The sequence below is a fragment of the Nocardioides mangrovi genome (genome assembly GCF_020073815.1).
GTDB classification, from domain to species: domain Bacteria; phylum Actinomycetota; class Actinomycetes; order Propionibacteriales; family Nocardioidaceae; genus Nocardioides; species Nocardioides mangrovi.
Genome location: NZ_JAIQZJ010000001.1, coordinates 859,045 through 885,453, shown reverse-complemented (window position 1 = coordinate 885,453; position 26,409 = coordinate 859,045). Strand labels below are relative to the sequence as shown.

Sequence of the window (26,409 nt, the reverse complement as noted above, 5' to 3'; positions counted from 1 at the left end):
CCCTCCGCCCGAAAGGGTGGTGTGCCTCGTCCGGGCGGCGAGGAGGGTGAGGGACATGGACCGACGTCAGCAGACATCGGACCTCTTCGCCCGCAGCTTGAACGCTGACGAGGGGGAACGGCACCAGCTCCACGACGAGATCGTGCGGATCAACATGGGCGTGGCCAGCGACTGCGCCAAGCGCTACCGCGGCCGGGGCATCGCCTCCGACGACCTCGACCAGGTCGCCTACCTCGGCCTCGTGAAGGCGGTGCGCGGCTTCGACCCCGGCCGGGAGGTCGACTTCCTCGTCTTCGCGGTCCCCACGATCCGGGGCGAGCTGCGGCGCCACTTCCGCGACCTCGGCTGGGCGGTGCGCCCGCCGCGCTCGATCCAGGAGCTCCAGGGCCGGATCCTGGGCGCCGAGGGCGAGCTCGCGCAGCAGCTGGGCCGCTCGCCGCGCCCCTCCGACCTCGCCCGCCACCTCGAGGTCGACCTCGAGCACGTCCTGGACGCCCTCGGCGCCACCGGCTGCTTCTCGCCCGCGTCGCTCGACCTGCCCAGCAGCGAGGGCGACGAGGCACTCGGCGACCGACTCGGATCGCTCGACCCGGCGTACGACACCGCCGAGGCGCGGGTCACGCTCGCGGCCGTGCTGCGGGGGCTGACGCCACGCGAGCGGCGGATCCTCGAGCTGCGCTTCTTCGGCGGCCGCACCCAGGCCGAGATCGGCGCCGACATCGGGGTCACCCAGATGCAGGTGTCCCGGCTGCTCAACCGGATCCTCGGACGACTCCGCTCGCAGCTGGTCGCGAACGCCGACGCGTCCTCCGGTCCGGCCGCCTGAGGGTGCAACGGGTCTAACCTGACCGGGTGACGCCGGACGAGGTCGCCGCCGGGAGTGCCACCGCGATGTGGTCGGCCGACCACGCCAGTCGCGCGCTCGGGATGAGCATCGACGCGGTGGGGCCGGGGACCGCGACGGTGCGGATGGTCGTCCGGGACGACATGGTCAACGGCCACGGCATCGGGCACGGCGGCCTCACCTTCGCGCTCGCCGACTCGGCCTTCGCCGTCGCCTGCAACTCCTACAACCGCCGCACGGTCGCCGCCGGCGCGGAGATCCGCTTCCGGGCACCGACGCGGGTCGGTCAGGAGCTGGTCGCCACCGCGGTCGAGCGCGACCGCGACGAGCGGGACGGCACGTACGACGTGACCGTGCTCGCCGGCGACACCGTGGTCGCGACGTTCGTCGGCCGCAGCCGCGAGGTGGGAGGCGCGTTCTGGTGATCGGGGCGGTCCCGGACCTGAACCGCGCCGAGCTGGAGACCCTCCAGCTCGAGCGGCTGCGCGCGACGCTGCGCTCGGCGTACGACGCGGTCCCGCACTACCGCCGGGCGTTCGACGCGGCCGGAGTGCGGCCCGAGGACCTGACCACGCTCGCCGACCTCGCGCGCTTCCCGTTCACCACGAAGGCCGACCTGCGCGACCACTACCCCTTCGGCATGTTCGCCCGTCCGCGCGAGGAGGTGGTGCGGGTGCACGCCAGCAGTGGCACGACCGGACGGCCGACCGTCGTCGGCTACACGCAGGAGGACGTCGACACCTGGGCGGAGCTGATGGCCCGCTCGATCCGCGCCGCCGGCGGGCGGCCCGGCGACGTCGTGCACGTCGCCTACGGCTACGGCCTCTTCACCGGCGGGCTCGGCGCCCACTACGGCGCGGAGCGGCTGGGCTGCACGGTGGTCCCGGTCAGCGGTGGGATGACCGAGCGGCAGGTGCAGCTGATCGTCGACTTCGGACCGCGGGTGATCATGGTGACCCCGTCGTACTTCCTCGCGATCCTCGACGAGATGGATCGGCAGGGCGTCGACCCGCGGTCCACGGCCCTGGAGGTCGGCATCTTCGGCGCGGAGCCGTGGACCGACGAGATGCGTCGCGCGGTCGAGGCCCGGTCGGGCATCAGGGCCGTCGACATCTACGGCCTCTCGGAGGTGATGGGCCCCGGGGTCTCGCAGGAGTCGGGCGAGACGCAGGACGGGCTGCACGTCTGGGAGGACCACTTCCTGCCGGAGGTCGTCGACCCGGTGACGCTCGAGCCGCTGCCCGACGGCGAGCGCGGCGAGCTGGTCTTCACCTCGCTGACCAAGCAGGCGATGCCCGTGGTCCGCTACCGCACCCGCGACCTCACCCGGCTGCTGCCGGGCACGGCCTACCCCGCCTTCCGGCGGATGGAGAAGGTCACCGGGCGCACCGACGACATGATGATCGTGCGCGGGGTCAACGTCTTCCCGAGTCAGGTCGAGGAGCAGATCCTCGCCGTCGAGGGGCTGGCCCCGCACTACCTCTGCGTGCTCACCCGTCCCGGCAACCTCGACGAGCTGACCGTGCAGGTCGAGGCCGCCGCCGAGCCGTACGACGGCGCGCTCGCCGCCCGGCTCGCGGAGCGGATCAAGCAGCGGATCGGGGTCACGGCCCGGGTCGAGGTGCTGGCGCCGCACGCCCTCGAGCGGTCGCTCGGCAAGGCGAAGCGGATCAGCGACCGGCGTCCCCGGTCCACGCCTCAGTAGATCTCGGGCAGCTCCGAGGCGCGGCCGGTGAACTCCGGGGCGCGCTTGCCCAGGAAGGCCGCGACGCCCTCCTTGCCGTCGCCGATCGACTGCCAGTACATCGCCAGGGAGTCCGACAGGTGCGCCTCCAGCGGGTCCGCCGCGGCGGCGTTGCGGTAGACCAGGCGCTTGGCGAGGCCGAGGGCGGAGGCCGACCGGCCGACCACGAAGGACCGGGCGAGCTCCTGCGCCGCGGGCACCAGGTCGTCGGGCTCGTGCAGGCTGCGCACCAGCCGCCCGGCGAGGGCGGTCTCGGCGTCGAGGATGTCGGCGGAGTAGACCCACTCCAGCGCCTGCTGGAGGCCGACGATCCGCGGCAGGAACCAGCTCGACGCCGCCTCGGGCACGATCCCGAGCCGACCGAAGACGAAGCCGATCCGGGCCTTCGTCGACGCCAGCCGCAGGTCCATCGCCAGCGTCATCGTCGCGCCGATGCCGACCGCCGGGCCGTTGATCGCGGCGATCACGGGCTTGGGCAGCGCGTGGATCGCCAGCGTCACCTTGCCGCCGGTGTCGCGCACGCCGTCGGCGTACGGCGCCTCGTCGTACGCCGCGCGGAAGTCGGCCACGGTCGGGCGGACCGACTCGTCGAGGCCGAAGACGTTGCCGTCGGCGGAGAGGTCCATCCCGGCGCAGAACGCGCGGCCGGCGCCGGTGACCACGACCGCCCGGACGTCGTCGTCCCACGCGTCGGTGCGGAAGACCTGCTCCAGCTCGCCGGCCATCGTCAGGTCGAAGGCGTTGAGCTGGTCGGGGCGGTCGAGCGTCAGGGTCGCGACCCCGTCGCCGTCGACCGACCAGTCGAGCGTCTCGTAGGTCATCCGGTCACGCTCTTCGGGAGGCCGCTCGGCGTGCACAGGCTCTGGGGGATGTCGTCGGTCTTGTCGTTCTTGATGTAGTCGAACATCTGCTTCGACCGGTCCGCGTCCCAGTGCACGGCGAGGTCGGAGATCGGGACGCCGCAGGTCATGCCGGTGTCGCCGTTCACCCGCGTCATCGCGAGCGCCCAGAGCCCGGCCTGCACCGGCGACATGCCCTCGCCGAACGCGAAGGAGTCCGGCATCGCCATCATCACCTTCCAGTAGCGGACCGGGTTGATGAAGGTCCAGGGCGACATCACCTCCTTGCCCACCGCCGAGACGACCTCGCGCTGGTGCTTGGCGCGGTCGAGGTCGCCGAGGTTGGAGGTGTGCCGCGATCGGGCGTAGGCGAGCGCGGTCCGGCCGTCCGCGTCCTGGCAGCCCTTCTTGACGTTCAGGCCGGCGAGCGGGTCCTTCATGTTGGCGGTCGGGCAGATCTGCACCCCGCCGACCGCGTCGACGATGTCGACGACGCCGCCGAGGCCGATCTCGACGAAGTCGTCGATCCGGATGCCGGTGTTCTGCTCGATCGTCTTGACCAGCAGCTGCGCGCCGCCGTCCTCGCCGCCGCCGTTGGCGTAGCCGTAGGCGTAGGCCGCGTTGATCTTGGTCGTGCCGTAGCCGGGGATGTCGACCAGCGAATCGCGCGGGATCGACATCAGCAGGTTGGGGCCGCTGCCGGTGTGCAGCAGCATGATCGTGTCGGTGCGCTGCCCGGACGCGTTGCCGGTGGCGTACTCCTTGCGCTGCGCGGCGCTGAGCCCGGCGCGCGAGTCGCTGCCGACCATGAGGTAGGTGTGCCCGGGCTGGTCGTCGGGGCGCTTGCCGGACGGCTCGTAGTCGATCTTCGAGACCTTGGTCCACGCGTAGAGCGGCACCGCGACCAGGTAGACCACCCACAGCAGGAGCAGCACGAGCACGATCCGCAGCCAGAACCGGAACCCGCGACGTCGCTTCGGTGGCTGGGCGCCCGGGGTCGGGGCCAGCGGCGGCGGGGTCGGCGGCGTCGTACCCGAGCGCGGCTGGGCGTTCTGCCCGGCCGGGAACGGCGGGGGCGGCGTGGGCGGGGTCGCGGCCGACGGGTCGGAGGGTCGCGGCATGGTGGGCATCACCCGGGTCTCGTCGGGCCGGGGCTCCTCGCCCTCAGCGCGCTGCTGGTCGCCGTACAGCCAGTGGAAGTCGGGGGAGCCGTCCTCGGGCCCGCCATCATCCCGAGGACGATCGGTCATGCAGCGGAGGCTACCGTGCGGCCCGTGACCGTCCGGAGCACGCTCGGCGGCGCCGGACCCGTCTCCGGACCCACGACTGGTTCGGACGACGCCAGGCCGCCCGGCGCGTCGTGACCCGTGTGGCGGCTGTGACTGGTGATACTTGCGGGCAGCATCACCTTCCCCGTTGTCCTCCAGCTTCCAGCTCCTCACGCAGAGAGGCCCTCGATGCCGCCCGTCTCTTCCCCCGGGTCGCTCGACAGCCAGGTCCCGCGGTTCACCGCGGGTGACCGCGCCGCTCGGGTGCGCTTCCGCCGGGCCATGGCCCTCATGCTGATGACCCTCGTCCTGCCCGGCTCGGCCCAGCTGGTCGCCGGCAACCGCAAGGTCGGCCGGATCGCGATGCGGATTTGGTTCGTCCTCGTGGTCGCGACCCTCGGGGTCCTGGTGGTGGGCTTCTTCGACCACGAGCTCTTCTTCTGGCTGGCCTCCGACACCGCCGCCCTCCTCTGGCTGCGGCTGGTGCTGACCGCCGCGGCGATCGGCTGGGCCTTCCTCTGCATCGACGCCTGGCGGATCGGCCAGCCGCTCACCCTGAGCATGGGGCACCGGCGTACGGCGGTCGGCGTCAACGGCGTGCTCTGCCTGACGGTCGCCGGCGCGCTGCTCTTCGGCGCCCACCTGGTCGGCGTGCAGCGCCACTTCATCCTCACCATGTTCGGCAGCGGCACCGCGAGCAGCGCTCACGACGGCCGCTACAACGTGCTGCTCATGGGCGGCGACTCCGGCGCGAGCCGCTGGGGCCTGCGGCCGGACTCGATGACGGTCGCCAGCATCGACGCCGAGACCGGCCGGACCGTGCTCATCTCGCTGCCCCGCAACATGCAGCACTTCCCCTTCGTGAAGGGGTCGGTGATGCACCAGCAGTTCCCCGACGGCTTCGACCAGGACTACCTCAACGGCGTCAACACCTGGGCGCTGGACAACACCGAGCTCTTCCCCGGTTCGAAGACCCCCGGCATCGACGCGACCATCATGGCGATCGAGGGCATCACCGGCCTGAAGATCAACTACTGGGCGATGGTCAACCTCGAGGGCTTCAAGGACCTCGTCGACGCCGTGGGCGGGGTGACCCTCAACGTCCGGCAGTCGATCCCGGTCGGGCTCCCGACCGACCCCTTCTACACGCACATCGAGCCGGGCGTGCAGAAGCTCGACGGCTTCGACACCCTGTGGTTCGCCCGGGCGCGCTACGACTCCGACGACTACTCGCGGATGGCGCGCCAGAAGTGCGTGATGAACGCGATGCTCCAGCAGATCAGCCCGCAGGTCGCGGTCCGCAACTTCGAGAAGATCGCCGACGCCAGCTCGGCGATGATCTCCACCGACATCCCGGCCAGCGAGGTCGACCGCTTCATCTCCCTCGCGCTCAAGGCCCGCGGACAGAAGATCTCGACGCTCTCCCTGGTCCCGCCGATGATCAACACCGCCGACCCGGACATCAAGCTGATCAAGAGCAAGGTCGCCCAGGCGATCGACCGCGCCGAGGGCACGGCCGACGCGCCCGGCAAGGCGAAGAAGCACGCCAACAGCACCGTCACCGGCGGCTCGCTGGGCTCCCTCAGCTCCGGCTACGCCGCCAACGAGTCCGAGGACCTCGACGCGGCCTGCTGATCGGGGACGCCGTTCTCTAGGGTGTACGCCGTGCCTGCCGACGACCGACGCGTGATCGCCGTGGTCGTCACGTTCAACCGGCTGGCGATGCTGCAGGAGCTCGTGGAGCGGCTCGACCAGGTGCCCGGGCTGGCCGAGGTGCTCGTCGTCGACAACGCCTCGACCGACGGCACGGGGGAGTGGCTGGCCGGCCTCGACGACCGCGACGCCGGCGCCGACCACCCGACGGTGCCGGTCCTCGGGCGCACCCTGGCCACCAACAGCGGCGGCGCGGGCGGCTTCCACGACGGCCTCGCCTGGGCGATGGAGCGGGGCGCGGACCTCGCGTGGCTGATGGACGACGACGGGCTCCCGGACCCCGACTGCCTGACCACGCTGCTCGCCGAGGACGACCTCGACTTCTGGGGGCCGCTGGTCGTCGACCGCGAGGCCCTCGGCCGCCTCGTCTTCCCGATCCGGCTGCCCGGTGGCACCCGCGTCGTCCATGAGCTCGCCGACGTGGTCGCCGCGGCCCGCGACGGGCGGATCGACGGGATCGTGATCCCCTTCAACGGCGTCCTCGTCACCCGCGACCTGGTCGACCGGATCGGGCTGCCGCGCTCGGAGTTCTTCATCTGGGGCGACGACCACGAGTACCGCCTCCGCGCCGAGGCCGCCGGCGCCCGGATCGCCACGGTCGTCGGTGCGCAGGTCCGGCACCCGGCCGTGGGCAGTCTCGGGACCCCGATGGCCTTCAGCCGCACGACGTACAACCACAGCCCCAGCGACCTCAAGCACTACTGCATGGCCCGCAACAACCTGGTCAACCTGCGCGACTACAAGGGCTGGCCGCACGCGCTGGCGTTCGTCGCCAAGACGGCGTGGTTCTACACCTTCACCAAGCCCTCGGCGCACCGCCTGGGCCTGAGCCTGCGGGCGATGTACGCCGGGGTGCGCGGCGACTTCACCGGTCACGAGAGGTACCTCCGATGACCGACGAGACCGTCGCGATCGTCGTCGTCACCTACAACCGGGCCGACCTGCTCGCCCGGATGCTCGAGGGGCTCGCCGCGCTCGAGCGGCAGCCGGACGCGGTGATCGTGGTCGACAACGCGAGCACCGACCACACGCCCGAAGTGCTCGCCGCCGCGCCGGTCGAGCAGCTGGAGGTGCTCCGCTCGGCGGAGAACCTCGGCGGCGCCGGCGGCTTCCACCACGGGGTCCGCGAGGCCTATGCCCGCGGCTTCGACCGGGTCTGGCTGATGGACGACGACGTCCTCCCCGCCCCGGACTGCCTGACCGTGCTGATGGACACCGACGAGGACTGCCTGATGGCGGTCCGCGAGGACACCGCCGGGCACCTGGTGGAGAAGGCCGCCACCCGCTTCGACCTGCGCAACCCGCTCGCCATCCGCCCCAAGACCGGGATGGTGGAGACCGACTTCGGCAGCCGCGACCGGATGCCGGAGCGGGTCGAGCTCGAGAACGTCGCCTTCGAGGGCTTCATGGTACGCCGCCGCGTGATCGACGCGATCGGGCTGCCCGACCCGTCGTACTTCATCTTCTACGACGACGTGGACTTCGCCGTCCGCGCCCGCCGCGCCGGCTTCCGGATCTGGGCCGTCCGCGACGCCGTGCTCGTGCGCCAGCTCGACTTCGACCAGCAGCACGACGTGAGCGGGTGGAAGGGCTACTACATGTACCGCAACCTCTTCGCGGTGCACCTCCGGTACGGCGAGAACGCGCTGGTGCGGCTCAAGCCCTACCTGATCGCCGCGATGGTGGTGCTGCTCAGCCCGGTCCGTGGGGGGCGCGGTGAGGCGGCCAATGTGATCCGAGCCATGCGCGACGCGCGGGGAATGCGGCACGCACCCGCTCGATCCGTAGACTGACCAACCGTGTCAGTCCCTCCTCAGAGCAGTGCAGAGTCGCCCCCTGACCTCGTCGTCGTCGGCTCCGGCTTCTTCGGTCTCACCATCGCTGAGCGGTGCGCCGAGGAGCTCGGCCTCCAGGTGCTCGTGCTCGAGCGCCGCCCGCACCTCGGCGGCAACGCCTACAGCGAGTTCGACGAGGAGACCGGCATCGAGGTGCACGTCTACGGGACGCACCTCTTCCACACCTCCAACAAGAAGGTGTGGGACTACGTCACCCGGTTCACCGACTTCACCGGCTACCAGCACCGGGTCTTCGCGAAGTACCAGGGGCAGGTCTACTCGTTCCCGATGAACCTCGGGCTGATCAACCAGTTCTTCGGCAAGGCGCACACCCCGGACGAGGCGCGCGCCCTGATCGCCGAGCAGGCCAGCGAGATCGACACCAAGGACGCGACCAACCTCGAGGAGAAGGCGATCAGCCTGATCGGTCGCCCGCTGTACGAGGCGTTCGTGAAGGGCTACACCGCCAAGCAGTGGCAGACCGACCCGAAGGAGCTGTCCGCCGACATCATCACGCGGCTGCCGGTGCGCTACACCTTCGACAACCGCTACTTCAACGACACCTACGAGGGCCTGCCGGTCGACGGCTACACCGCGTGGCTCGAGCGGATGGCGTCCCACCCCAACATCGAGGTGCGGCTCGACACCGACTTCTTCGACGTCGCCGACGACTACAAGGGCCAGGTCCCGATCGTCTACACCGGCCCGGTCGACGAGTACTTCGGCAACGCCGAGGGCCGCCTCTCCTGGCGCACCATCGACCTCGAGCGCGAGACCCTCGACGTGGACGACTACCAGGGCACCGGCGTCGTCAACGCGAACGACGAGGACCTTCCGTTCACCCGTACGCTCGAGTTCAAGCACCTCCACCCGGAGCGGACCTATCTCCCGGGCAAGACGATCGTCGTGCACGAGTACTCCCGCTTCGCCGAGGAGGGCGACGAGCCGTACTACCCGGTCAACACCGCCGACGACCGTGCCAAGCTGCTCAAGTACCGCGAGCTGGCCAAGCAGGAGCCGATGGTGCTGTTCGGTGGGCGGCTCGGCACCTACAAGTACCTCGACATGCACATGGCGATCGGCTCGGCCCTCTCCATGTTCGAGAACAAGCTGCGGCCGCACTTCGCCGAGGGCGCGCCGCTCACCAGCGGAGGCGTTGACGAGTGATCACCCCACGAAACTGCGGCCTTCCCCCGCTTCGCTCCTCCAGCCCGCACTTTCGAGGGGACCCCGAGTGACCACGAGACTGCTCCAGCGACAGGTCCTGCCCCTGGACCGTGACCTCGACGTCCTGGCGCTGTACGTCGACGCCGGTCCCGCCGTCCTCGACGCGGACAAGTACGAGGTCGGGCACAACCGCAACGCCCGCGAGATGAACGCCGCCTCGATGCGGCAGGCGATCGGTGACGACGCGGCGATCCATCCCGACCAGATCCGGTCCCGCACGGCCTTCCAGGTGCCGATGGGGGAGCGGCTGTCGTTCGGCACCTACTTCAACGCGTTCCCGGCCAGCTACTGGCGCCGCTACACGATCGTCGACGAGGTCAGCCTCGCCGTGACGCTCCGCGGCAAGGGCGCGACCGTGATCGTCTACAAGTCGATGGCCAACGGCCGCTCGCAGCGCGTGGACGCCGAGACCACCCAGTCCGGCAACGCGGAGACCTTCACCTTCGACCTGACCCTCAAGCCCTTCGTCGACGGCGGTTGGTACTGGTACAACGTCGTCGCCGGCGACGAGGACGTCGTCGTCGAGGGCGCCGAGTGGACCGCCGAGGTGCCCGAGGACCGCGTCCAGCACGGCACCGTCGACATCGCGATCACCACGATGAACCGGCCCGACTTCTGCGCCGAGCTGCTCGGCCAGATCGGCGAGGACGAGGTGCTGCGGCCCTACCTCGACACCGTCTTCGTGATGGAGCAGGGCACCCAGAAGGTCGCCGACTCGGCGTACTTCGCCAAGGCCGAGGCCGCGCTCGGCGACACCCTGCGGATCATCGAGCAGGGCAACCTCGGCGGCTCGGGCGGCTACGCCCGCGGCCAGCTCGAGTCGGTCCGCAAGGGCACCGCGACGTACGCGATGATGATGGACGACGACGTCGTCTGCGAGCCCGAGGGCATCATCCGGGCGGTCACCTTCGGCGATCTCGCCAAGCGGCCGACGATCGTCGGCGGCCACATGTTCAGCCTCTTCGCGAAGTCCCGCATGCACAGCTTCGGCGAGATCGTGCAGCCGTGGCGCTTCTGGTGGCAGTCGGCGCCCGGCGTCTTCAACGACTGGGACTTCGCCGCCCGCAACCTGCGCTCGGCGCGCTGGCTCCACAAGCGCATCGACGTCGACTTCAACGGCTGGTTCATGTGCCTGATCCCGCGACAGGTGATCGCCGAGATCGGCCTGTCGCTGCCGCTCTTCCTCAAGTGGGACGACTCGGAGTACGGCCTGCGCGCCAAGGAGGCCGGCTACCCGACGGTGACCTTCCCGGGCGCCGCGGTGTGGCACGTGCCGTGGACCGACAAGAACGACGGCGTCGACTGGCAGGCCTACTTCCACCACCGCAACCGCTTCGTGGCCGCGCTGCTGCACTCGCCGTACCCCAACGGCGGGCGGATGGTCCAGGAGAGCTTCAACCACCAGATCAAGCACCTGGTGTCGATGCAGTACTCGACCGTCGAGATCCGGCACCAGGCGCTCGAGGACGTACTGGCCGGCCCCGGTCACCTGCACGAGATGCTGCCGAGCCGGCTCGCCGAGGTCCGGGAGTTCGTGAAGGGCTTCACCGACGCCCGGCTCGAGGCCGACCGCGACGCGTTCCCCGCCGTACGCCGGTCCAAGCCGCCGAGGAAGGGCCGTGACGACACCGCCGTCCCGACCCCGATGGAGGTCAAGCTCGCGGCGCTCAAGGCGCCGATCCGGCAGCTGCTGCCGGTGCGCAAGCTCAGCCGCCAGCACCCCGAGGCGGAGCTGCCGGCGATGGACTCGCAGTGGTACCGCCTGACCAAGTACGACTCCGTGATCGTCTCGATGAACGACGGCACGTCGGCCGCGCTCTACGAGCGCGACCCGGACAAGTTCCGGGACCTGATGGCCAAGACCGTCGCCATCCACCGGCGGCTGCGCAAGGAGTGGCCGCGCCTGGCCGAGGAGTACCGCGCCCAGCTGGCGCAGGTGACCTCGCCGGAGGCGTGGGACGAGACGTTCCGGCCGTGGACCGATGACTGACGTGACCGAACCGGTGACCGCCGCCGAGCGGCCCGAGCGACCCGAGCACCACGTCGACGCGCCGCTCGCGCCGCCGTCGGCGACCACCGGCCTGCTCGAGGTCTTCCGCCGCCGCTACCTGCTGCGGCTGCTGATCCGGCGCGAGATCAGCGCCCGCTACCAGGGCTCGTTCCTGGGGCTGCTCTGGTCCTACATCAACCCGCTGACGCAGTTCTTCATCTACTACTTCGTCATGGGCGTGCTGTTCCAGCTGCACAAGAACGTGCCGGTCTTCGCGATCCACATGTTCTGCGGGATCATCATCGTCCACTTCTTCAACGAGACCTTCAACGCCGGCACCCGCTCGATCGTGCGCAACAAGGCGCTGGTGCAGAAGATGGCGCTGCCGCGGGAGATGTTCCCGGTCGCCTCGATGCTGGTCTCCGGCTACCACGTGGTGCCCCAGCTGGTGATCATGGTGATCGCCTGCGTGATCCTCGGCTGGACGCCGACCTTCGCGGGAGCCGTCGCGCTGCTGCTGGCCCTGCTCATCATCGCCACGGTCGGGACGGCGATGGCGCTGCTCTTCAGCGCGGCCAACGTCTACTTCCGCGACGTCTCCAACGTCGGGCAGATCCTGACCAACTTCGTCCGCTTCGGCGTGCCGATGATCTACCCGTACACGATGGTCCAGGACCGCTTCGGCAGTGCCGCGGAGTACTACCTCTACAACCCGGTCGCGTGCGCCGTCCTGCTCTTCCAGAAGGCGTTCTGGGTAGGCACCACGGACGACCCCGCGCAGACCGCCGCCGAGCACCTCCCGAGCGACCTGTGGGCCTACTCGGTCCTCGCGCTGCTGGTCGGGGTCGCGCTGCTCTGCTTCGCGCAGCTGGTCTTCTCCCGGCTCGAGAACAAGATCCCGGAGCGCCTCTGATGAGCGGCAGCGAGTCGATCGTCGTCGACCAGGTCACCAAGAGCTTCACGCTGCGCTACCACCGCACGTTCAAGCAGATGACCGTCGCGGCCCTGCGACGCCAGGAGATCAGCAACAGCTTCAAGGCGCTCGACGACGTCTCCTTCGTCATCGAGCAGGGTGAGTCGATCGGCCTGATGGGCCTCAACGGCTCCGGCAAGAGCACCCTGCTGAAGCTGATCAACGGCGTGATGCGCCCCGACGGCGGCCAGGTGCTGACCCGGGGCCGGATCGCCGGCCTGATCGCCACCGGGGCCGGCTTCCACCCGCAGCTGACCGGCCGCGAGAACATCTACCTCAACGCCGCCGTCCTCGGCATGTCCGAGGCCGAGACCCGACGCAAGTTCGACGACATCGCGGAGTTCGCCGAGCTCGGCAAGTTCCTCGACTCCCCGGTCGGCCACTACTCCTCGGGCATGAGCTCGCGGCTCGGCTTCGCGATCGCGATCCACGTCGACTCCGACATCTTCCTCGCCGACGAGGTCCTCGCGGTGGGGGACAAGCCCTTCAAGCAGAAGTGCCTGGCCAAGATGCAGGAGGTCCGCGACGGCGGCCGCACCCTGGTCTACGTCAGCCACGCCGCCGGCTCGGTCCGCAAGATGTGCGACCGGGTCATCGTCCTCGAGCAGGGCCGCGTCGGCTTCGACGGCGAGGTCAACGAGGGCATCAAGTACGTCAAGTACGACTCCGGCGACGACGGCCAGGAGAACGAGGACGAGGAGCTCGGCGCCGACATCTGAGCGCCCCTCGGACCCGGTGAGCCGACCGTCGGCGCCCTGCGCGGCGGCCGGCCGTGCGGGAGTTTCATCGGCCGGCCGATAGATCTCCTGCCGGGACGACGAAGCTTCATCGTCCCGGCGAGAGTTTCATCGGCCGGCCGACGAAACTCTCTGTCGCGGCGTCGAATTACAAGAATGAGATTTCTTGACAAATCTCGGATTTATCGGCGTGTCGAGTAGAAATTACACTCTTGTAGTTACTCACTTCTCCTTCCGCGACCTCTGTGACGCGTGTGAAAGTTGCTACCCGTGTGAACTTCCCCCGCACTGGAGTAACCGCTCATGCCGCCCAGCAAGATCCGCTTCGTCACCGCCTGCCAGCAGCTCCTGGCGCTCGGTGTCGTCCTCGCCGCGCTCACGCCCGCGGCGTCCGTCCTCAGCCTCGACGTGGTCCGGGAGACCCCCTCGGGAGGCGTCGCGAGCGTGACCACGCCGTCGACCTCGGCCTCCCTCAGCGCCTACACGCGGGAGACCGCCCGGGCCTCGAAGGTGCCGACCCAGGTCGTCGACCCGACCGTGCGCGAGGTGCCGCTCACCGCGGCCACCGGCGCCACCGCGCGGCAGCGCACGAGCGTCGCCGCCAACACCGAGGCTCCGGCGACCGCGGCCCGGGTGGCGCCGGGCAAGGGCAGCGAGGGCAGCAAGGCGGCGCTGGTCCGCAGCGGCGGGATGCTCACGAGCACCCCGCAGACGGTGACCGGCTACGGCTCGGTCGGCGTGACCTGGGAGCACGGCGTCTCGATCGCCGAGGACGACATCACCATCCAGGTGCGCACCCGCACCGGCTCGAGCTGGTCGGACTGGATCGACGTCGACTACGACCCGGAGCACGCCCCCGACCCGGGCAGCGCCGAGGCGCGGCACGCCCGCCCGGGCACCGACGCCCTGCTGGTCGGCGACGTCGACGACGTCCAGGTCCAGGCGACGACGGCCGACGGCAGCCTGCCGCCGGACATGAAGCTCGCCGTCATCGACCCCGGCCACGCGGCGCGGACCGCCGAGGAGAAGCCGGCCCTCGACACCTCGACGATGGACGGCACGCGGGGCGACGCGACCGCCGCGGCCAGTGCCGCCGCGGACGCGGCGGCGACGCCGACGACGATCGCGACGGACGCCGGCGAGGGCACCGACGGCTCGGACCAGATCGACCTCCAGGCGGCGATGTTCACCCCGAAGCCGAAGATCTACTCCCGCGCCCAGTGGGGCGCCGACGAGTCGATGCGGCAGAAGAGCTCGTTGCACTACTACGAGGTGCACGCCGGCTTCGTCCACCACACGGTCAACGCCAACAACTACACGCGCGCCGAGGTGCCCGGCATCCTGCGCAGCATCTACGCGTACCACACGCAGTCCCGCGGCTGGTCCGACATCGGCTACAACTTCCTCGTCGACCGGTTCGGCCGCATCTGGGAGGGCCGGTACGGCGGCGTCGACCGCCCGGTGGTCGGCGCCCACACCCTCAACTACAACGACTACTCCTTCGCGATGTCGGCGATCGGCAACTACGACATCAAGCAGCCCTCGCAGGCGATGGTCCAGGCGTACGGCGCGCTCTTCGCCTGGAAGCTCTCGCTCCACGGCGTCAACGCCTCCTCGACGAAGCAGTGGGTCGGGTCCCGCTACTTCGAGGCGATCAACGGCCACCGCGACGCCGCCTCGACCGCCTGCCCGGGCAAGTACCTCTACGCGAAGATCCCGCAGATCCGCAAGCTCGCCGCGGCCACCCAGAAGGGCTGGTCGGGACGCGAGCTCGAGTCGGACGTCGCGGGTGCGGCCTACCCCGACATCGTCGCCAGACGCACCAGCGACGACCAACTGGTGACCATCCCGACCGGCGGGCTCACCGCCTTCGCGAGCGCCACGACCGCGGCCACCGACCTGCCGGCCGACGCCGGCGCCATCCTCTCGCCGGACCTCACCGGTGACGGCGTGGCGGACCTCGTGGTGACGGGTGCCGACGGCGCGGTCCAGGTCCGGCCGGGCAGCGCCGCCGGCACGTTCGGCGCCCCCAGTCGGACCATCAAGGCCGCGGCCGGCCACGACCTGCTCACGGCGGCCGGCGACCTGAACGGCGACGGGCGCAGCGACCTCGTGGCCCGGGTGCCTGCCACCGGCCGGCTCGACGCCTTCCTGGGCCGGAAGGGCGGCAGCTTTAAGGTCCGCCACCTCGGCACCGGGTGGGGCGGCTACGACCTCCTGGTCGGCGCGGGCGACGTCGACGGCGACGGTCATCCCGACCTGATCGCCCGCGACGCCGACGGCGCCATGTGGCTCCACCGAGGCGCCGGCTCCGGCAGCTTCAAGGCGCGCACCACGCTCGCCGGGTCGTGGTCGGCGTACACCGCGCTGCGCGGGTACGGCGACTTCACCGGCGACGGTCACGACGACCTGGTCGCCCGGGACTCCTCCGGCAAGGGCTGGGTGCTCCCGTCGAAGGGCGACGGCACCTACGGCCACGCGCTCGGCCCGCTCAAGGCCTTCACCAAGAAGGGGTCGATGCTCGGCGCCGCCCAGGTCGTCGACGACGAGACCCCCGACGTCGTCTTCCGCAAGGGCTCGACGGTGCGGCTGCTGCCCAACCGCGGCACCACCGAGCTGCGCGCCCCCATCGCCAGCGGCACCTTCATCCCCGGCGCGAACCTCGTCCTCAACGCCGGCGACTGGGACCGCGACGGGCACTCCGACGTGATCACCCGCACCAAGAAGGACGGCTCGCTGATGCTGCGCCGCGGCGACGGCGAGGGCCACTTCGCGGCGCCGGTGAAGATCGGGACCGGCTTCGGCAAGGTCCGCCTCCTCGCGGCGGTGGGCGACATGACCGGCGACGGCTACCCCGACCTCATGGGACAGCCGAAGGGCGGCTCGATGCGGATCTACCCGGGCTCGGGCCTCTCCGGCCTCAAGGCGAGCTACGTCGCGCACAGCGCCATCACCGCAGGCCGCCAGGTGGCGGTCGGGCGGTGGAACGGCGACGGTGCGCCCGACTCGCTCTTCCGCAACGGGTCGAAGCTGACGCTCTACCCCGGCAACGGTCCGGGCGGGCTGACCAGCCCGAAGGCGCTGGGACTGAACCTCACGCCTTACGACTGGGTGATCGGGATCAGCGACATCCAGCGCGACGGCCACGCCGACCTCATCGTGCGCGACAAGGCGACCGGAGCGCTCTGGCTCGTCCCAGGCACCGCGTCCGGCTTCGGCAAGCGCCGCTACCTCGGCGGCGGAATGGGGGGTTACGACCTGGCCGGGTGACCGGCCTCAGACGTCCTGGTCGGTCCGCGCTCAAGGGAAGCGGGCCGTGGCACGCTCGGCGGTCTCGATCGCCTCGAGCCGCCCCGGTCCGGAGTGCACGACCAGGACCACCGAGCCGCCCTTCGTGAGCGGCTCGGCGAAGGTGGCGAGTCCTGGTGGGGAAGCCGGGTTCGCCTCCGTCAGGAGGCGGCCGCCGTCGGTGAGGAGACTCCCGGCGGCGGCCGCGCTCCACAGCTGCTGCTGCGTGGTCGGCACACCGTCGACGACGTACGCCGCGTCCTCGCCGATCGGCGGGTCCCAGGCGCCGAAGGCGTCCGGCTGCGACCACACCTCGATCCCGACGTCGTGCACGCCGGCCGGCAGCGGGTCCGCGAAGCGGACGCCCAGCGGCAGCAGGGCGCAGGCGAGCACCGGCATCGACCCGGCGTACGGCGCCCACCGCTCCAGGCCGTCGGGTCCGCAGACGACCGCGTCGGGGGTGCCCGCCTCGTCCGGCCCGACCACCGTCAGCCCGACGGTCCAGGCGGCGCCGAGGAAGACCGGACCGAGCCAGTGGGTCGGGAGGTCGAGGCAGAGCACGCCGCCGCGCTCGAGCTCGTGCTCGTCGGCGAGCAGGCCGGCGGTTTTCGCCACCCAGTTCGCGTACGTCGTCACCGACAGCTCGACCCGCTCGCCGGTCGCCTCGTCGTAGAAGGTGATGAGCGGCCGGGCGGAGTCGGCGCGCAGCTGGCGTGCCAGGACGTCGGTGAAGGTCGTCACGACACTAGGGTTCCACCATGGCTGCGATCGACCACTTCTGGGCCGTGATCCCCGCTGGCGGGGCCGGCACCCGGCTCTGGCCGCTGTCGCGGTCCTCGGTGCCGAAGTTCCTCCACGACCTGACCGGCGGGGGCCGCACCCTGCTGCAGGACACCCGCGACCGGCTCGCCCCGCTGGCCGAGGACCGCTTCGTCGTCGTGACCGGGCGCCCGCACCGGGAGGCGGTGCTGGGCCAGCTGCCCGAGGTGGCGCCCGACCTGGTCCTCGCCGAGCCGGCGCCGCGCGACTCCATGGCCGCGATCGGCCTGGCCGCCGCGCTGCTCGAGCGGCGCGACCCGGACGACGCCGTCATGGGGTCCTTTCCGGCCGACCACGTGATCCCGGACCCGCACGGCTTCGGCGAGGCGGTCCGTACGGCGGTCGAGGTCGCCCGCGACGACTGGCTGGTGACGATCGGGATCGAGCCGACCTTCCCCTCCTCGGCCTTCGGCTACGTGCACCTCGGCGAACCGGTCGATGGGCACCCGGCCGCGCGGCACGTGCAGGAGTTCGTCGAGAAGCCGTCGGTCGCGGTCGCGACCGACTACGTCGCCACCGGGCGCTACCGCTGGAACGCCGGCATGTTCGTGGTCCGGCCGACCGTGCTGCTGGACCTGCTCGCACGGTGGCACCCGGCGTTCGCCGCGGACCTGCGGGCGATCGCGGCCGCGCCGGAGCGCCTCGACGAGCTGTGGGCCGGGCTGCCCAAGATCGCGCTCGACCACGCGATCGCCGAGCCGGCCGCCGCCGCCGGTCGGGTGGCGAGCGTGCCGTCGGCCTTCCACTGGGAGGACGTCGGCGACTTCGACGCCCTGGCCACCCTGCTCACCGGCGCCGGCTCGGTCACCGTGCTCGGCGACGACGACCTGGTCCGGCCGGTCGACGCCTCGGGCCTCGTCGTCCCCGCCGCGGGGCGCGTGATCGCGGTGGTCGGGCTCGACGACGTGGTGGTCGTCGACACGCCCGACGCGCTGCTGGTCACCACGCGCGCCCGCGCGCAGGACGTGAAGCAGGTCGTCGAGGGGCTCAAGCAGTCGGGCCGAGCCGACCTCACCTGAGGCCTGGCGCCTGGCCTCGCCCGAGCAGGCTCGGGCGAGGGTGCTCACATGGCGGTCGGCTCGGGCGAGTCGGTGTAGGGGTACTTGTCCATGAAGTCCGACAGCGCCTCGCCGCTCACGCCGGAGCAGTACTGGAAGACGCCGACCTGCTTGCTGGTGTCGGTCACGCCGTCGCCGCCGGCCGACCAGTGCGTGAAGGCGACGTGCTCGCCGTCCGGGAACGGCTTGTAGTTCTCGTCGTTCTTCAGCCACGGGACCGCGATGAACTTGTCGCGGAAGTTCTGGTCGCCGAACTTGTCGGCGATGCCCTCGATCTCGGTCATGAGCTCGCTGTCGTCGGCGACGGTCTCGTCGTACCAGAGCAGCGTGTAGCCGTGCTCGAGGTTGTGCACCAGCGCCTCGAGCGCCGGACGGTCCTCGGCGGTGTAGAAGTGCCGCGCGAAGGGGGCCGGGGCCACGCCGGTCTCGTTCCAGTGCGGTCCGAACGCGGGCGGGGTGGTCGTGTAGTCGACCGGGGTGTTGATCGGCACGTGGTTCTGGTTGCCGTCGGCCTTCTTGGTGGTGATCTTGGTGCAGGTCGAGGCCGGGTCGCCGATGCTGGAGAGCGACTTCTCGGTGAACTGCCGCTTGTCCCACTTGTCCTTGAGGATCGGCACGGCGGCCGCGGCGACGATGGCCACGGCGGCCACGACGCACACGGTCACGATGATCGTGCCGCGGCGGCGCTCTGCGCTCTTCTGCTTCTTGCGCATCTGCTCGATGACCGCCTGGCGGTCGGTCTTGGCGGGCTTGGCCACGTCGTGATCCTCAGGTCGTGCAGGGGATGGTCGGTCGGACGACGGCAGAGTCTACGGGGGAGACCCGTGGATCAGTACGCCGCGGGGCGGAGCCGGAGCTCCATGGCGGCGTCGGTGGTGCCGGCCACCCAGCCGTGGGCGAACGCCAGCGCCTGCACCGCCCGGGTCAGCCCTCGCGGCGTGGTGACCAGCAGCCCCTCGCCGCCGGCGCGGGTGTGCGACGTGTGCAGACCGGTGGCCCGGAGGATCACGGCGCTCAGCTCGTCGGCCGACGCCGGGGCGCCGAACGGGCGGCGGTCCGCCTCGGCGCCGGTCAGGGCGCGGACGACCGCCTCGCGGGCGCCGTACCCGAAGAGGTCGGCGCCGTCGGCGCGGACCAGCGACGCGGCGCCGGGTCCGTGCTCGCCGGCGGGGAGCACGAGGTCGGCGCGACCCCGGACGACGGCGAACGGGCGGCCGCCGAGCTTGCCGGTCGCGAGCTCGGCGGCCCCGGCGATCTCGTCGGCGACGGCGGGCAGGGTGACGGCGAGCTCGTTGCCGTGGGCGTCGGTCCGACCGGCGAAGTCCTCGGCGACGACGAGTCCCGCGGCACCGATCGCGATGTCGGTCTGGCCCTCGCGCCAGGCCCGCCCGGCGGTGTCGCTGACCACGACCGCGACGTTCAGGCCGGTCTGGGCGTGGATGCCCTCGCGGAGATCGCGCGCGGACCGGTCGGGGTCCTCGGGCAGCAGCACGACGTGGCCGGGCAGCACGTTGGACGCGTCGATGCCGGCCGCGGCCATGGTCAGGCCGAGGTGGTTGCGCACGATCGAGGTCTCACCGCGGCGCGCGACCACGCGCGCCGTCTCGCCGGGGAGCGCCTGGTCGCGGGTGCCGCGCCGGATCCGGCCCTCGGCCTTGCTGACGACCTTGCTGGTCACCACGAGCACGTCGCCGTCGGCGAGCTCGGTGAGGGCCACGACCAGCCCGACCAGGTCGTCGCCGGGCATCACCTCGGGGGCGCCGTCCGGCGCGTAGACACCGAGTCGGATCACGGGGCGACCAGCCCGATCGCGGCCGACGCCATCGCCGCCGTCGCGTCGGGGTCGGTCATCATCAGGGGTACGGCGGCCGCGGCCAGTCCGGCCTCGTGGAGCCGCGCGAGCTGGTCGGCGTCGCCCTGGTCGACGAGCCAGCCGTCGAGCACGCCGCCGGCCGAGCGGGCGCCGTAGTGGAGGCCGACCCCCGCCGCGCTCACCTCGACCCCGATCGAGGTGAGCATCTGCTCGGCCATGCCGCGGACGTGGTGGCCGCCGACGATGGGGGACAGGCCGACGACCGGGGCGCGCGTGGCCCTCAGCGCCTCGCGGACCCGCGGCACGCCGAGGATGGTGCCGACCGACACGACCGGGTTGGACGGCGGCACCAGGACCAGGTCGGCATCGGTGATCGCGTCGACGACCCCGGGCCCGGGGGTGGACTCCTCGAGGCCGACGAAGACCAGCGCCTCGGCGGGGACCTCGGCCCGCAGCCGCACCCAGTACTCCTGGAAGTGCACGACCCGGCGACCGCTCGGCGCCTCGGCGTCGGCGATCGCGACGTGGGTCTCCACCCGGTCGTCGGTCATCGGCAGCAGCCGCAGCCGGTCGCCGTACGTCGGGGCCAGCCAGCGCGCGCAGAGCGCCTCGGTGACCTGGGAGAGGGGGTAGCCGGCGTCGAGCATCTGGGTGCGGACCAGGTGGGTGGCGATGTCGCGGTCGCCGAGGCCGAACCAGGTCGCCTCCACGCCGTACGTCGCGAGCTCCTCCTTGACCGACCAGGTCTCGTCCCGGCGGCCCCAGCCGCGCCCGGGGTCGATCCCGTCGCCGAGGGTGTACATGACGGTGTCGAGGTCGGGGCACACCTTGAGGCCGTGGATCCAGAGGTCGTCGGCGGTGTTGGCCACCACCGTGACCACGGCGTCGGGGTCGACGCCCGGCAGCCGGCCGGTCGCGATGCCGTGCAGGAGACCCTGCAGGAACCGCGCGCCCCCCATGCCGCCGGAGAGCACGGTGATGTCACGCATGCGGATACCTTGCCCCACGCGGCCAACCGCCGGAGCCGTGGGTCGGTCCTGCTGGAGCCCATAGCAGATGCGGGGTTGACTTTCGGGGTACGACAGGCATGTAATTCCCACAGTGTCGTTCGCGTGTCTCGGCGCGGTGCCGGGCCCCGGATCTTCCCCGGGGGTGCTGAACCGTCCGAGATCCGAGGATGTGGGAGCAACACCGGGTCGAAAGGGCGAAGGCCGTGAGGGAACTTTTTCTCCTCGACGCAGAAGCCGAGGAAGCGGGTTGGCAGGAGCGCGCGCTGTGCGCGCAGACCGACCCCGAGGCGTTCTTCCCCGAAAAGGGAGGGTCGACCAGGGAGGCCAAGAAGGTCTGCCTGACCTGCGAGGTGCGGGACGACTGCCTCGAGTACGCGTTGATGAACGACGAGCGCTTCGGCATCTGGGGTGGTCTCTCCGAGCGGGAGCGCCGCAAGCTGAAGAAGCGCGCCGTCTGACCTGAGGCGGGCGTCGCCGCCGAGTCGGAGCCGCAACCGCCCGACAGTTAGGGTTCACGATCGTGGTTTCCTCGGTCGTGGCCCTGCTGGTCAGTCATGACGGCGGCCGCTGGCTCCCGACCGTCATCGACGGCGTCCGGGCCCAGCGGGCGCCGCTGGCGGCCGTCCTCGCGGTCGACACCGGTAGCAAGGACGACAGCGCCGACCTGCTCGAGCAGGCCTTCGACGAGGTCGTCCTTGCCCCCGGCTCCACGTCCTTCCCCGCCGCCGTCGAGCTCGGTCTCGAGCGGGTCCGCGAGCGGGGCCAGCTCCCCGAGTGGATCTGGATCCTGCACGACGACGCCACCCCGGACCCCGGCGCGCTCGAGGCCCTCCTGGCCGCCGCGGCCGCAGACCCCGGCGCGGACGTGCTCGGCCCGAAGCTGCGGGAGTGGCCCTCCCTGCGCCGCCTCCTCGAGCTGGGCGTCACCATCACCGGCACCGGCCGGCGCGAGACCGGCCTCGAGCGTGGCGAGTACGACCAGGGTCAGCACGACGAGGTCCGGGAGGTCCTCGCGGTCAACAGCGCCGGGATGCTGGTGCGTCGCACCGTCCTCGAGCAGCTCGGCGGCTTCGACCCCCAGCTGCCGATCTTCGGCAACGACATCGACTTCGGGTGGCGGGCCGCGGCCGCCGGCCACCGCACGCTGATCGTCCCGGACGCGATCGTCTTCCACGCCGAGGCCGCGCACCGCGGCGTACGACGGACGCCGCTGACCGGCCGGCACACCCACTACCAGGAGCGCCGTGCGGCGCTCTACACGCTGCTGGCCAACGCGCGGGCGCGGGCGCTGCCGTGGCTGGTGGTCCGGCTCGCGTTCGGCACCGTGCTGCGGATGATCGGCTTCCTGCTGGTCCGCTCGGTCGGCGAGGCGCTCGACGACCTCGCCGCGCTGCTCAACCTCTACGCGCACCCCGGCGAGATCCGCGCCGCCCGCAGGGCCCGGCAGGACCGCGCCGTGGCCGAGGAGCACGCGCGCAGCCTGCTCGCGCCGTGGTGGCTGCCCTACCGGCACGGACTCGACTTCCTCGGCGACCTCGCCGCCGCGGCCACCAACCAGGCCGCGGACGTCGCCGAGCGGCGCCGAGCGGCGGCGGCCGAGCACGCCCCCGCGAGCACGGTCGCCCGGCCCCGGCAGTCGGAGGAGGACGAGCTCTTCGCTGACGACAGCGGCCTGGTCGCGCGCTTCCTCACCAACCCGATCGCGCTGCTGCTCACGCTCACCGTCGTCGTCGCGCTCGTGGCCGCCCGCGCCGCCTTCGGCTCGCTGGCCGGCGGCGGGCTGTCGCCCACCCCGGCGGGCGTCGGTGACTGGTGGGGGCTCCAGACCGAGACCTGGCACCCGCTCGGCACCGGGACGGCCGTCCCGGCGCCGCCGTACGTCTTCCCGATGGCGCTGCTCGCCACCGTCCTCGGCGGCAGCCCGTTGGCCGCCGTCTCGGCGGTCTTCCTGTTCGCCGTCCCGCTCGGCATGTGGGGCGCGTGGCGCTTCCTCCGCGTCGTCGGCCGTCTCGTCGTCGTCACCGGGGCGCCGCGCTGGGTGCTGCTCTGGGGCTCGGTCAGCTGGGCCCTGGTGCCCGTCGTGTGCGGCGCGTGGGGCGATGGCTGGCTCGGCCTGGTCGCCGTGGCGACCGTGCTGCCCTGGCTCGCCCACGCCGCGCTCGGCTTCGCCGACCCCGAGGGGGTACGCCGCTGGCGCGCCGCGTGGCGGGTCGGCCTGCTCCTGGCGCTGGGCTGCGCCTTCGCGCCGGTGCTCTGGGTGCTCGCGGCCGCCCTCGGGCTGGTCGTGGTGTCCTCGGCCGCGCTGGTGGTCCGCGGCGCGGTCCGCGACCGTTCCGTCTGGGGCCCGCCGGCGGCCGCGATCGGGCTGGTGCCGCTGCTGCTCGCGCCCTGGTGGATCCCCGCGATCCAGCGCGGCGCCGCGGAAGGCCTGCTGCTGGACGTGGGCCGGCTCCCGGTCCCGACCGCCGACACCCTCGACCTGCTCAGCGGCCGGCTCGACGGCCTCGGCGCCCCGTGGTGGATCGGCGTGGTGCTCGCCGTCCTGGCGGTGCTCGCGCTGGTGCCGCGGGCGACCCGCATCCCGGTCCTCGTCTGCTGGATCGTCGCCCTCGTCACCGCCGTCGTCGCCGCGCTGCTCGGGCTCGTCTCCTTCTCCCTGGCCGCGGCCACCGCGCCGGCCGGCCTCGGGGTCCTGGTCGTGGTCCTCCAGGGCTGCTTCCTGGTGGCGGCCGTTCTCGGCGCCGCCGGGTTCGCCACCGACCTGCGCTCGTGGCGCCGCGCGGTCGCCGGCGTGCTCGGGGTCGCGGCCGCCGTGGTCCCGCTCGGCGGGATCGTCTGGTGGTTCGGCAGCGACGCCGCGGTCACCGACGGCATCGACACCGACATCCCCGTCTACATGGTCCAGAGCTCCGAGGAGGGCCCCGAGCACGGCATCCTCGTCGTGCGCGGCACCGTCGAGGACGGCCTCACCTACACCGTCCGCCGCGGCGACGGCATGACCGTCGGCGAGGACGAGATCGTCACCCTCACCGCCGAGGACCACGACTTCACCGACGACGTGCAGGCGCTGGTCTCGCGGCCCTCGCCCGAGGTCGTCGACCAGCTCGCGGCCGCCGGCATCGAGTACGTCGTGCTGCCGACCCCCGCCGACGGCGACGTCGCCGGGGTGCTCGACTCCGCGTCGGGGCTCGTGCAGGCGAGCGCCGAGGAGCGCACCACCCGCGCCTGGCAGATCGACCGTCCGCTCGACGGGTCGCAGCTCGACGGCCCGACCTCGTGGCTGCGCGTGGTGCTCCTCGTCGTCCAGGGCGTCGCCGTGGTCGTGGTGCTCGTGCTCTGCCTGCCGACCGTCAACCGGAGGAGGTCGACGCCGTGAGCACGCCCACCCCGACCCCCGGACGCCGGTCCGCGGCGCGCCGTACCCGTCTCAACGTGACGACGATCCTCGCCGTCGTGCTGCCCCTGGCCAGCGTGCTCGCGCTGCTGCTGGTCCGGGCCGACGACGACGCCACCGCCTCCCACCCGCCGACGGAGACGACGCTCAGCACCGCCACGCTCGTCTGCCCCGGGCCGCTCGACGACGACGGCCTGGCGATCACGTCCGCCGGCGACGGGGTGGACGGCAAGGTCAGCGTCGGCCTCGGCGACAAGGCCACGGACGCGACGGTCGGGTCCGGCCGCGTCACCACCGTCGACGCCGCCGAGGGCACCGCCGTCACCGGCACCGGGGACCTGGCCCCCGGGCTGGTCGCCGGGCGCACCGGTGGCGACGAGCTGGCCACGGCCGCGTGCCTGCCGCCGACCGCGCACGAGTGGTTCACCGGCGTCGGCGCGGGCGCCGGACACCGGTCGACGCTCGAGCTGACCAACCCGGACAGCGGCACGGCGCTCGCCGACATCACGGTCCTCGGCAGCGCCGGTGTGGTGGACGCGCCGCGCCTGCGGGGCGTGTCGGTCCCCGGGCACAGCACCGTGCGGCTCGACCTCGCCCAGCTGATCCCGCGCAAGGGCGAGCTCGCGCTCGACCTCCTGACCGTCCGCGGCCGTGTGGGAGCGAGCCTCCTCGACACCTTCGACCGGGTGGGCTCGGCGCCGATGGTTCGGGACTGGCTGCCCGGCCAGACCGAGCCCGAGGCCCACAGCCTGCTCATGGGCCTCGCGCCGGGCTCCGGCCCCCGCACGCTCGTCCTCGCCAACGGCGGCACCGACGAGGCCCGCGTGAGCGTCAAGGTGGTGACTCCCGACTCGGTCTTCGCGCCCGAGGGGCTCAAGGAGGTGCGGGTGCCGCCGCAGACCGTGAAGCGGGTGACGCTCACCAGCGTGCTCGGCGACGCGATCGACGACGACGCGCTGGGACTCTCGATCACCTCGACGACGCCGGTGACCTCGACGCTGCGCTCCCAGGTCCGCAGCGACCTCTCGCACGCCGTCCCCGGCGCTGCGATCTCCGACGCGGCCACGACCCTGCTCCCGGAGGGCTCGGCCCGCGGCGCCGGCGCGACCACCAAGACCCTCGCCCTGGCCGGCGCCGTCCGCGCCGGCACCGTCACCGTGGAGTCGCGGGCCGCCGACGGCTCGACGCTCGACAGCACGAAGGTCGAGATCACCCCGGGCCGTGGCGTCAGCGTCGAGCTGCCCGCGACCGCCGTCCTCGTCACCATCACTCCGGCCAAGACCTCGGTGAGCGGCGCCGTGCTGGTCACCCGGACCGACGGCGCGACCGTGGCGCCCCTGGTCGTGCCGGTCACCAGCAGCCTGGTGCCCGCCGTTCGACCGGGCCTGCCGTAGCCCTCAGTCGTCGTCGCGCTCGTAGCGCGGGTCGACCTGCTCGGCGTCGATGCCGAGCAGCTCGGCCACCTGCTCGACGACGACCGTGAGCACCATCGCCTCGAGGTCCGAGCGGTTCTCGCAGCGGTGCTCGATCGGCCGCCGGAAGAGCACCAGCCGGGTCGGGGTCGCGCCGCTGCCGCGCACCAGCGAGGAGAGTGGCACGGTGCCCGAGGCCCAGTCGTCGGGGATCTGCGGGGTGTCCTCGACGGCGTACTCCACGAGCCCGAGCTTGTCCTGCCACCGCTCGTCGATCTCGGTCACGATGCCGAGCGCGAGGTCGTCGAAGCGCTCGCGCGAAGTGCGCAGCTCGGGCTGGCCGGGGACCCGCGGCAGCACGGCCGGCCCGCGCATCCCGCGCCCGCGCCGGTCCCGGGTACGTCGAGGTCGATCCACGCTCCGATCCACACAGCGAGCCTAATCG

General features: G+C 72.0%; 22 protein-coding genes. 15 read left to right on the top strand and 7 right to left on the bottom strand.

The genetic code is table 11. The features are described 5' to 3' along the window. Positions 1-55: 55 nt before the first annotated feature. The 3 genes from K8U61_RS04200 to paaK are packed head-to-tail and all read left to right on the top strand — an operon-like array spanning position 56 to position 2,549. Complete coding sequence (locus tag K8U61_RS04200; RefSeq protein ID WP_224121709.1) at positions 56-826, top strand: sigma-70 family RNA polymerase sigma factor; 771 nt, start codon at positions 56-58, stop codon at positions 824-826. Positions 827-852: 26 nt separating this feature from the next. After that, positions 853-1,269: a hydroxyphenylacetyl-CoA thioesterase PaaI gene (gene paaI / locus K8U61_RS04195; RefSeq protein WP_224121708.1), complete on the top strand. Its 417-nt coding sequence runs from the start codon at positions 853-855 to the stop codon at positions 1,267-1,269. Then, positions 1,266-2,549 (top strand): phenylacetate--CoA ligase PaaK, encoded by a 1,284-nt coding sequence (paaK, locus tag K8U61_RS04190; RefSeq protein WP_224121707.1) that lies wholly within the window; start codon positions 1,266-1,268, stop codon positions 2,547-2,549. The genes paaI and paaK overlap by 4 nt, the downstream gene beginning before the upstream one ends. On the opposite strand, the gene K8U61_RS04185 is transcribed toward paaK, so the two are convergent. Beyond that, positions 2,543-3,409, bottom strand: coding sequence for a crotonase/enoyl-CoA hydratase family protein (locus tag K8U61_RS04185; protein WP_224121706.1), 867 nt, complete (start codon positions 3,407-3,409; stop codon positions 2,543-2,545). The genes paaK and K8U61_RS04185 overlap by 7 nt on opposite strands. After that, on the bottom strand, positions 3,406-4,677 hold the full coding sequence (locus tag K8U61_RS04180) for an LCP family protein (protein ID WP_224121705.1): 1,272 nt from the start codon (positions 4,675-4,677) through the stop codon (positions 3,406-3,408). Before K8U61_RS04180 ends, K8U61_RS04185 begins: the two co-directional genes overlap by 4 nt. A gap of 207 nt (positions 4,678-4,884) precedes the next feature. On the opposite strand from K8U61_RS04180, the gene K8U61_RS04175 reads away from it, so the two are divergent. From K8U61_RS04175 to K8U61_RS04140, 8 genes are all read left to right on the top strand, one after another. Further along, on the top strand, positions 4,885-6,330 hold the full coding sequence (locus tag K8U61_RS04175; protein WP_224121704.1) for an LCP family protein: 1,446 nt from the start codon (positions 4,885-4,887) through the stop codon (positions 6,328-6,330). Between the two features lie 30 nt (positions 6,331-6,360). Beyond that, positions 6,361-7,302: a glycosyltransferase family 2 protein gene (locus tag K8U61_RS04170; RefSeq protein WP_224121703.1), complete on the top strand. Its 942-nt coding sequence runs from the start codon at positions 6,361-6,363 to the stop codon at positions 7,300-7,302. Next, positions 7,299-8,201 (top strand): glycosyltransferase family 2 protein, encoded by a 903-nt coding sequence (locus K8U61_RS04165; RefSeq protein ID WP_224121702.1) that lies wholly within the window; start codon positions 7,299-7,301, stop codon positions 8,199-8,201. The genes K8U61_RS04170 and K8U61_RS04165 overlap by 4 nt, the downstream gene beginning before the upstream one ends. Positions 8,202-8,207: 6 nt before the next feature. Next, positions 8,208-9,410 (top strand): UDP-galactopyranose mutase, encoded by a 1,203-nt coding sequence (gene glf / locus K8U61_RS04160; RefSeq protein ID WP_224121701.1) that lies wholly within the window; start codon positions 8,208-8,210, stop codon positions 9,408-9,410. Positions 9,411-9,477: 67 nt separating this feature from the next. Next, entirely contained in the window at positions 9,478-11,460 is a 1,983-nt protein-coding gene (locus K8U61_RS04155; protein WP_224121700.1) for a glycosyltransferase, read from the top strand. Then, positions 11,453-12,373 (top strand): ABC transporter permease, encoded by a 921-nt coding sequence (locus K8U61_RS04150; protein WP_224121699.1) that lies wholly within the window; start codon positions 11,453-11,455, stop codon positions 12,371-12,373. The genes K8U61_RS04155 and K8U61_RS04150 overlap by 8 nt, the downstream gene beginning before the upstream one ends. Further along, positions 12,373-13,152: an ABC transporter ATP-binding protein gene (locus K8U61_RS04145; RefSeq protein WP_224121698.1), complete on the top strand. Its 780-nt coding sequence runs from the start codon at positions 12,373-12,375 to the stop codon at positions 13,150-13,152. The genes K8U61_RS04150 and K8U61_RS04145 overlap by 1 nt, the downstream gene beginning before the upstream one ends. Before the next feature lie 321 nt (positions 13,153-13,473). Further along, positions 13,474-16,440 carry an FG-GAP-like repeat-containing protein gene (locus K8U61_RS04140; RefSeq protein ID WP_224121697.1) on the top strand — a complete coding sequence of 989 codons (2,967 nt, stop codon included), beginning with the start codon at positions 13,474-13,476 and terminating at the stop codon, positions 16,438-16,440. Positions 16,441-16,470: 30 nt separating this feature from the next. Here the strand turns inward: K8U61_RS04140 and K8U61_RS04135 are convergent, their stop codons facing one another. Then, positions 16,471-17,199 (bottom strand): TIGR03089 family protein, encoded by a 729-nt coding sequence (locus K8U61_RS04135; protein WP_224121696.1) that lies wholly within the window; start codon positions 17,197-17,199, stop codon positions 16,471-16,473. Between the two features lie 17 nt (positions 17,200-17,216). On the opposite strand from K8U61_RS04135, the gene K8U61_RS04130 reads away from it, so the two are divergent. Continuing rightward, positions 17,217-18,296 carry a mannose-1-phosphate guanylyltransferase gene (locus K8U61_RS04130; protein WP_224121695.1) on the top strand — a complete coding sequence of 360 codons (1,080 nt, stop codon included), beginning with the start codon at positions 17,217-17,219 and terminating at the stop codon, positions 18,294-18,296. A 44-nt stretch (positions 18,297-18,340) separates the two neighbouring features. Here K8U61_RS04130 and K8U61_RS04125 read toward each other — a convergent pair whose 3' ends face one another. From K8U61_RS04125 to cofD, 3 genes are all read right to left on the bottom strand, one after another. Next, positions 18,341-19,093, bottom strand: coding sequence for a DUF3105 domain-containing protein (locus K8U61_RS04125; protein WP_224121694.1), 753 nt, complete (start codon positions 19,091-19,093; stop codon positions 18,341-18,343). A gap of 71 nt (positions 19,094-19,164) precedes the next feature. Then, positions 19,165-20,127, bottom strand: coding sequence for a coenzyme F420-0:L-glutamate ligase (gene cofE / locus K8U61_RS04120; RefSeq protein WP_224121693.1), 963 nt, complete (start codon positions 20,125-20,127; stop codon positions 19,165-19,167). Further along, the gene (gene cofD / locus K8U61_RS04115) at positions 20,124-21,137 is read right to left on the bottom strand and encodes a 2-phospho-L-lactate transferase (protein WP_224121692.1); all 1,014 of its coding nucleotides are present in this window, start codon (positions 21,135-21,137) and stop codon (positions 20,124-20,126) included. The genes cofE and cofD overlap by 4 nt, the downstream gene beginning before the upstream one ends. A gap of 224 nt (positions 21,138-21,361) precedes the next feature. Between cofD and K8U61_RS04110 the strand changes: the two genes are divergently transcribed. The 3 genes from K8U61_RS04110 to K8U61_RS04100 all read left to right on the top strand — a co-directional run bounded on the left by K8U61_RS04110 (position 21,362) and on the right by K8U61_RS04100 (position 25,946). Further along, on the top strand, positions 21,362-21,616 hold the full coding sequence (locus tag K8U61_RS04110; protein WP_224121927.1) for a WhiB family transcriptional regulator: 255 nt from the start codon (positions 21,362-21,364) through the stop codon (positions 21,614-21,616). Positions 21,617-21,678: 62 nt separating this feature from the next. Next, a complete protein-coding gene (locus tag K8U61_RS04105) occupies positions 21,679-24,534 on the top strand; it encodes a glycosyltransferase family 2 protein (RefSeq protein ID WP_224121691.1) in 2,856 nt (951 codons plus the stop codon). Beyond that, on the top strand, positions 24,531-25,946 hold the full coding sequence (locus K8U61_RS04100; protein ID WP_224121690.1) for a DUF5719 family protein: 1,416 nt from the start codon (positions 24,531-24,533) through the stop codon (positions 25,944-25,946). The genes K8U61_RS04105 and K8U61_RS04100 overlap by 4 nt, the downstream gene beginning before the upstream one ends. Positions 25,947-25,949: 3 nt before the next feature. Here the strand turns inward: K8U61_RS04100 and K8U61_RS04095 are convergent, their stop codons facing one another. Next, positions 25,950-26,381 (bottom strand): metallopeptidase family protein, encoded by a 432-nt coding sequence (locus K8U61_RS04095; protein WP_224121689.1) that lies wholly within the window; start codon positions 26,379-26,381, stop codon positions 25,950-25,952. Positions 26,382-26,409 lie beyond the last annotated feature (28 nt).

What these genes read in the sequence shown, in the direction of transcription:
- K8U61_RS04150 (WP_224121699.1), top strand. Translation starts at nt 11,453, where the DNA reads ATGACTGACGTGACCGAACCGGTGACCGCCGCCGAGCGGCCCGAGCGA.
- K8U61_RS04165 (WP_224121702.1), top strand. Translation starts at nt 7,299, where the DNA reads ATGACCGACGAGACCGTCGCGATCGTCGTCGTCACCTACAACCGGGCC.
- K8U61_RS04140 (WP_224121697.1), top strand. Translation starts at nt 13,474, where the DNA reads ATGCCGCCCAGCAAGATCCGCTTCGTCACCGCCTGCCAGCAGCTCCTG.
- K8U61_RS04145 (WP_224121698.1), top strand. Translation starts at nt 12,373, where the DNA reads ATGAGCGGCAGCGAGTCGATCGTCGTCGACCAGGTCACCAAGAGCTTC.
- cofD (WP_224121692.1), bottom strand. Translation starts at nt 21,137, where the DNA reads ATGCGTGACATCACCGTGCTCTCCGGCGGCATGGGGGGCGCGCGGTTC.
- K8U61_RS04200 (WP_224121709.1), top strand. Translation starts at nt 56, where the DNA reads ATGGACCGACGTCAGCAGACATCGGACCTCTTCGCCCGCAGCTTGAAC.
- K8U61_RS04175 (WP_224121704.1), top strand. Translation starts at nt 4,885, where the DNA reads ATGCCGCCCGTCTCTTCCCCCGGGTCGCTCGACAGCCAGGTCCCGCGG.
- K8U61_RS04180 (WP_224121705.1), bottom strand. Translation starts at nt 4,677, where the DNA reads ATGACCGATCGTCCTCGGGATGATGGCGGGCCCGAGGACGGCTCCCCC.
- K8U61_RS04185 (WP_224121706.1), bottom strand. Translation starts at nt 3,409, where the DNA reads ATGACCTACGAGACGCTCGACTGGTCGGTCGACGGCGACGGGGTCGCG.
- K8U61_RS04130 (WP_224121695.1), top strand. Translation starts at nt 17,217, where the DNA reads ATGGCTGCGATCGACCACTTCTGGGCCGTGATCCCCGCTGGCGGGGCC.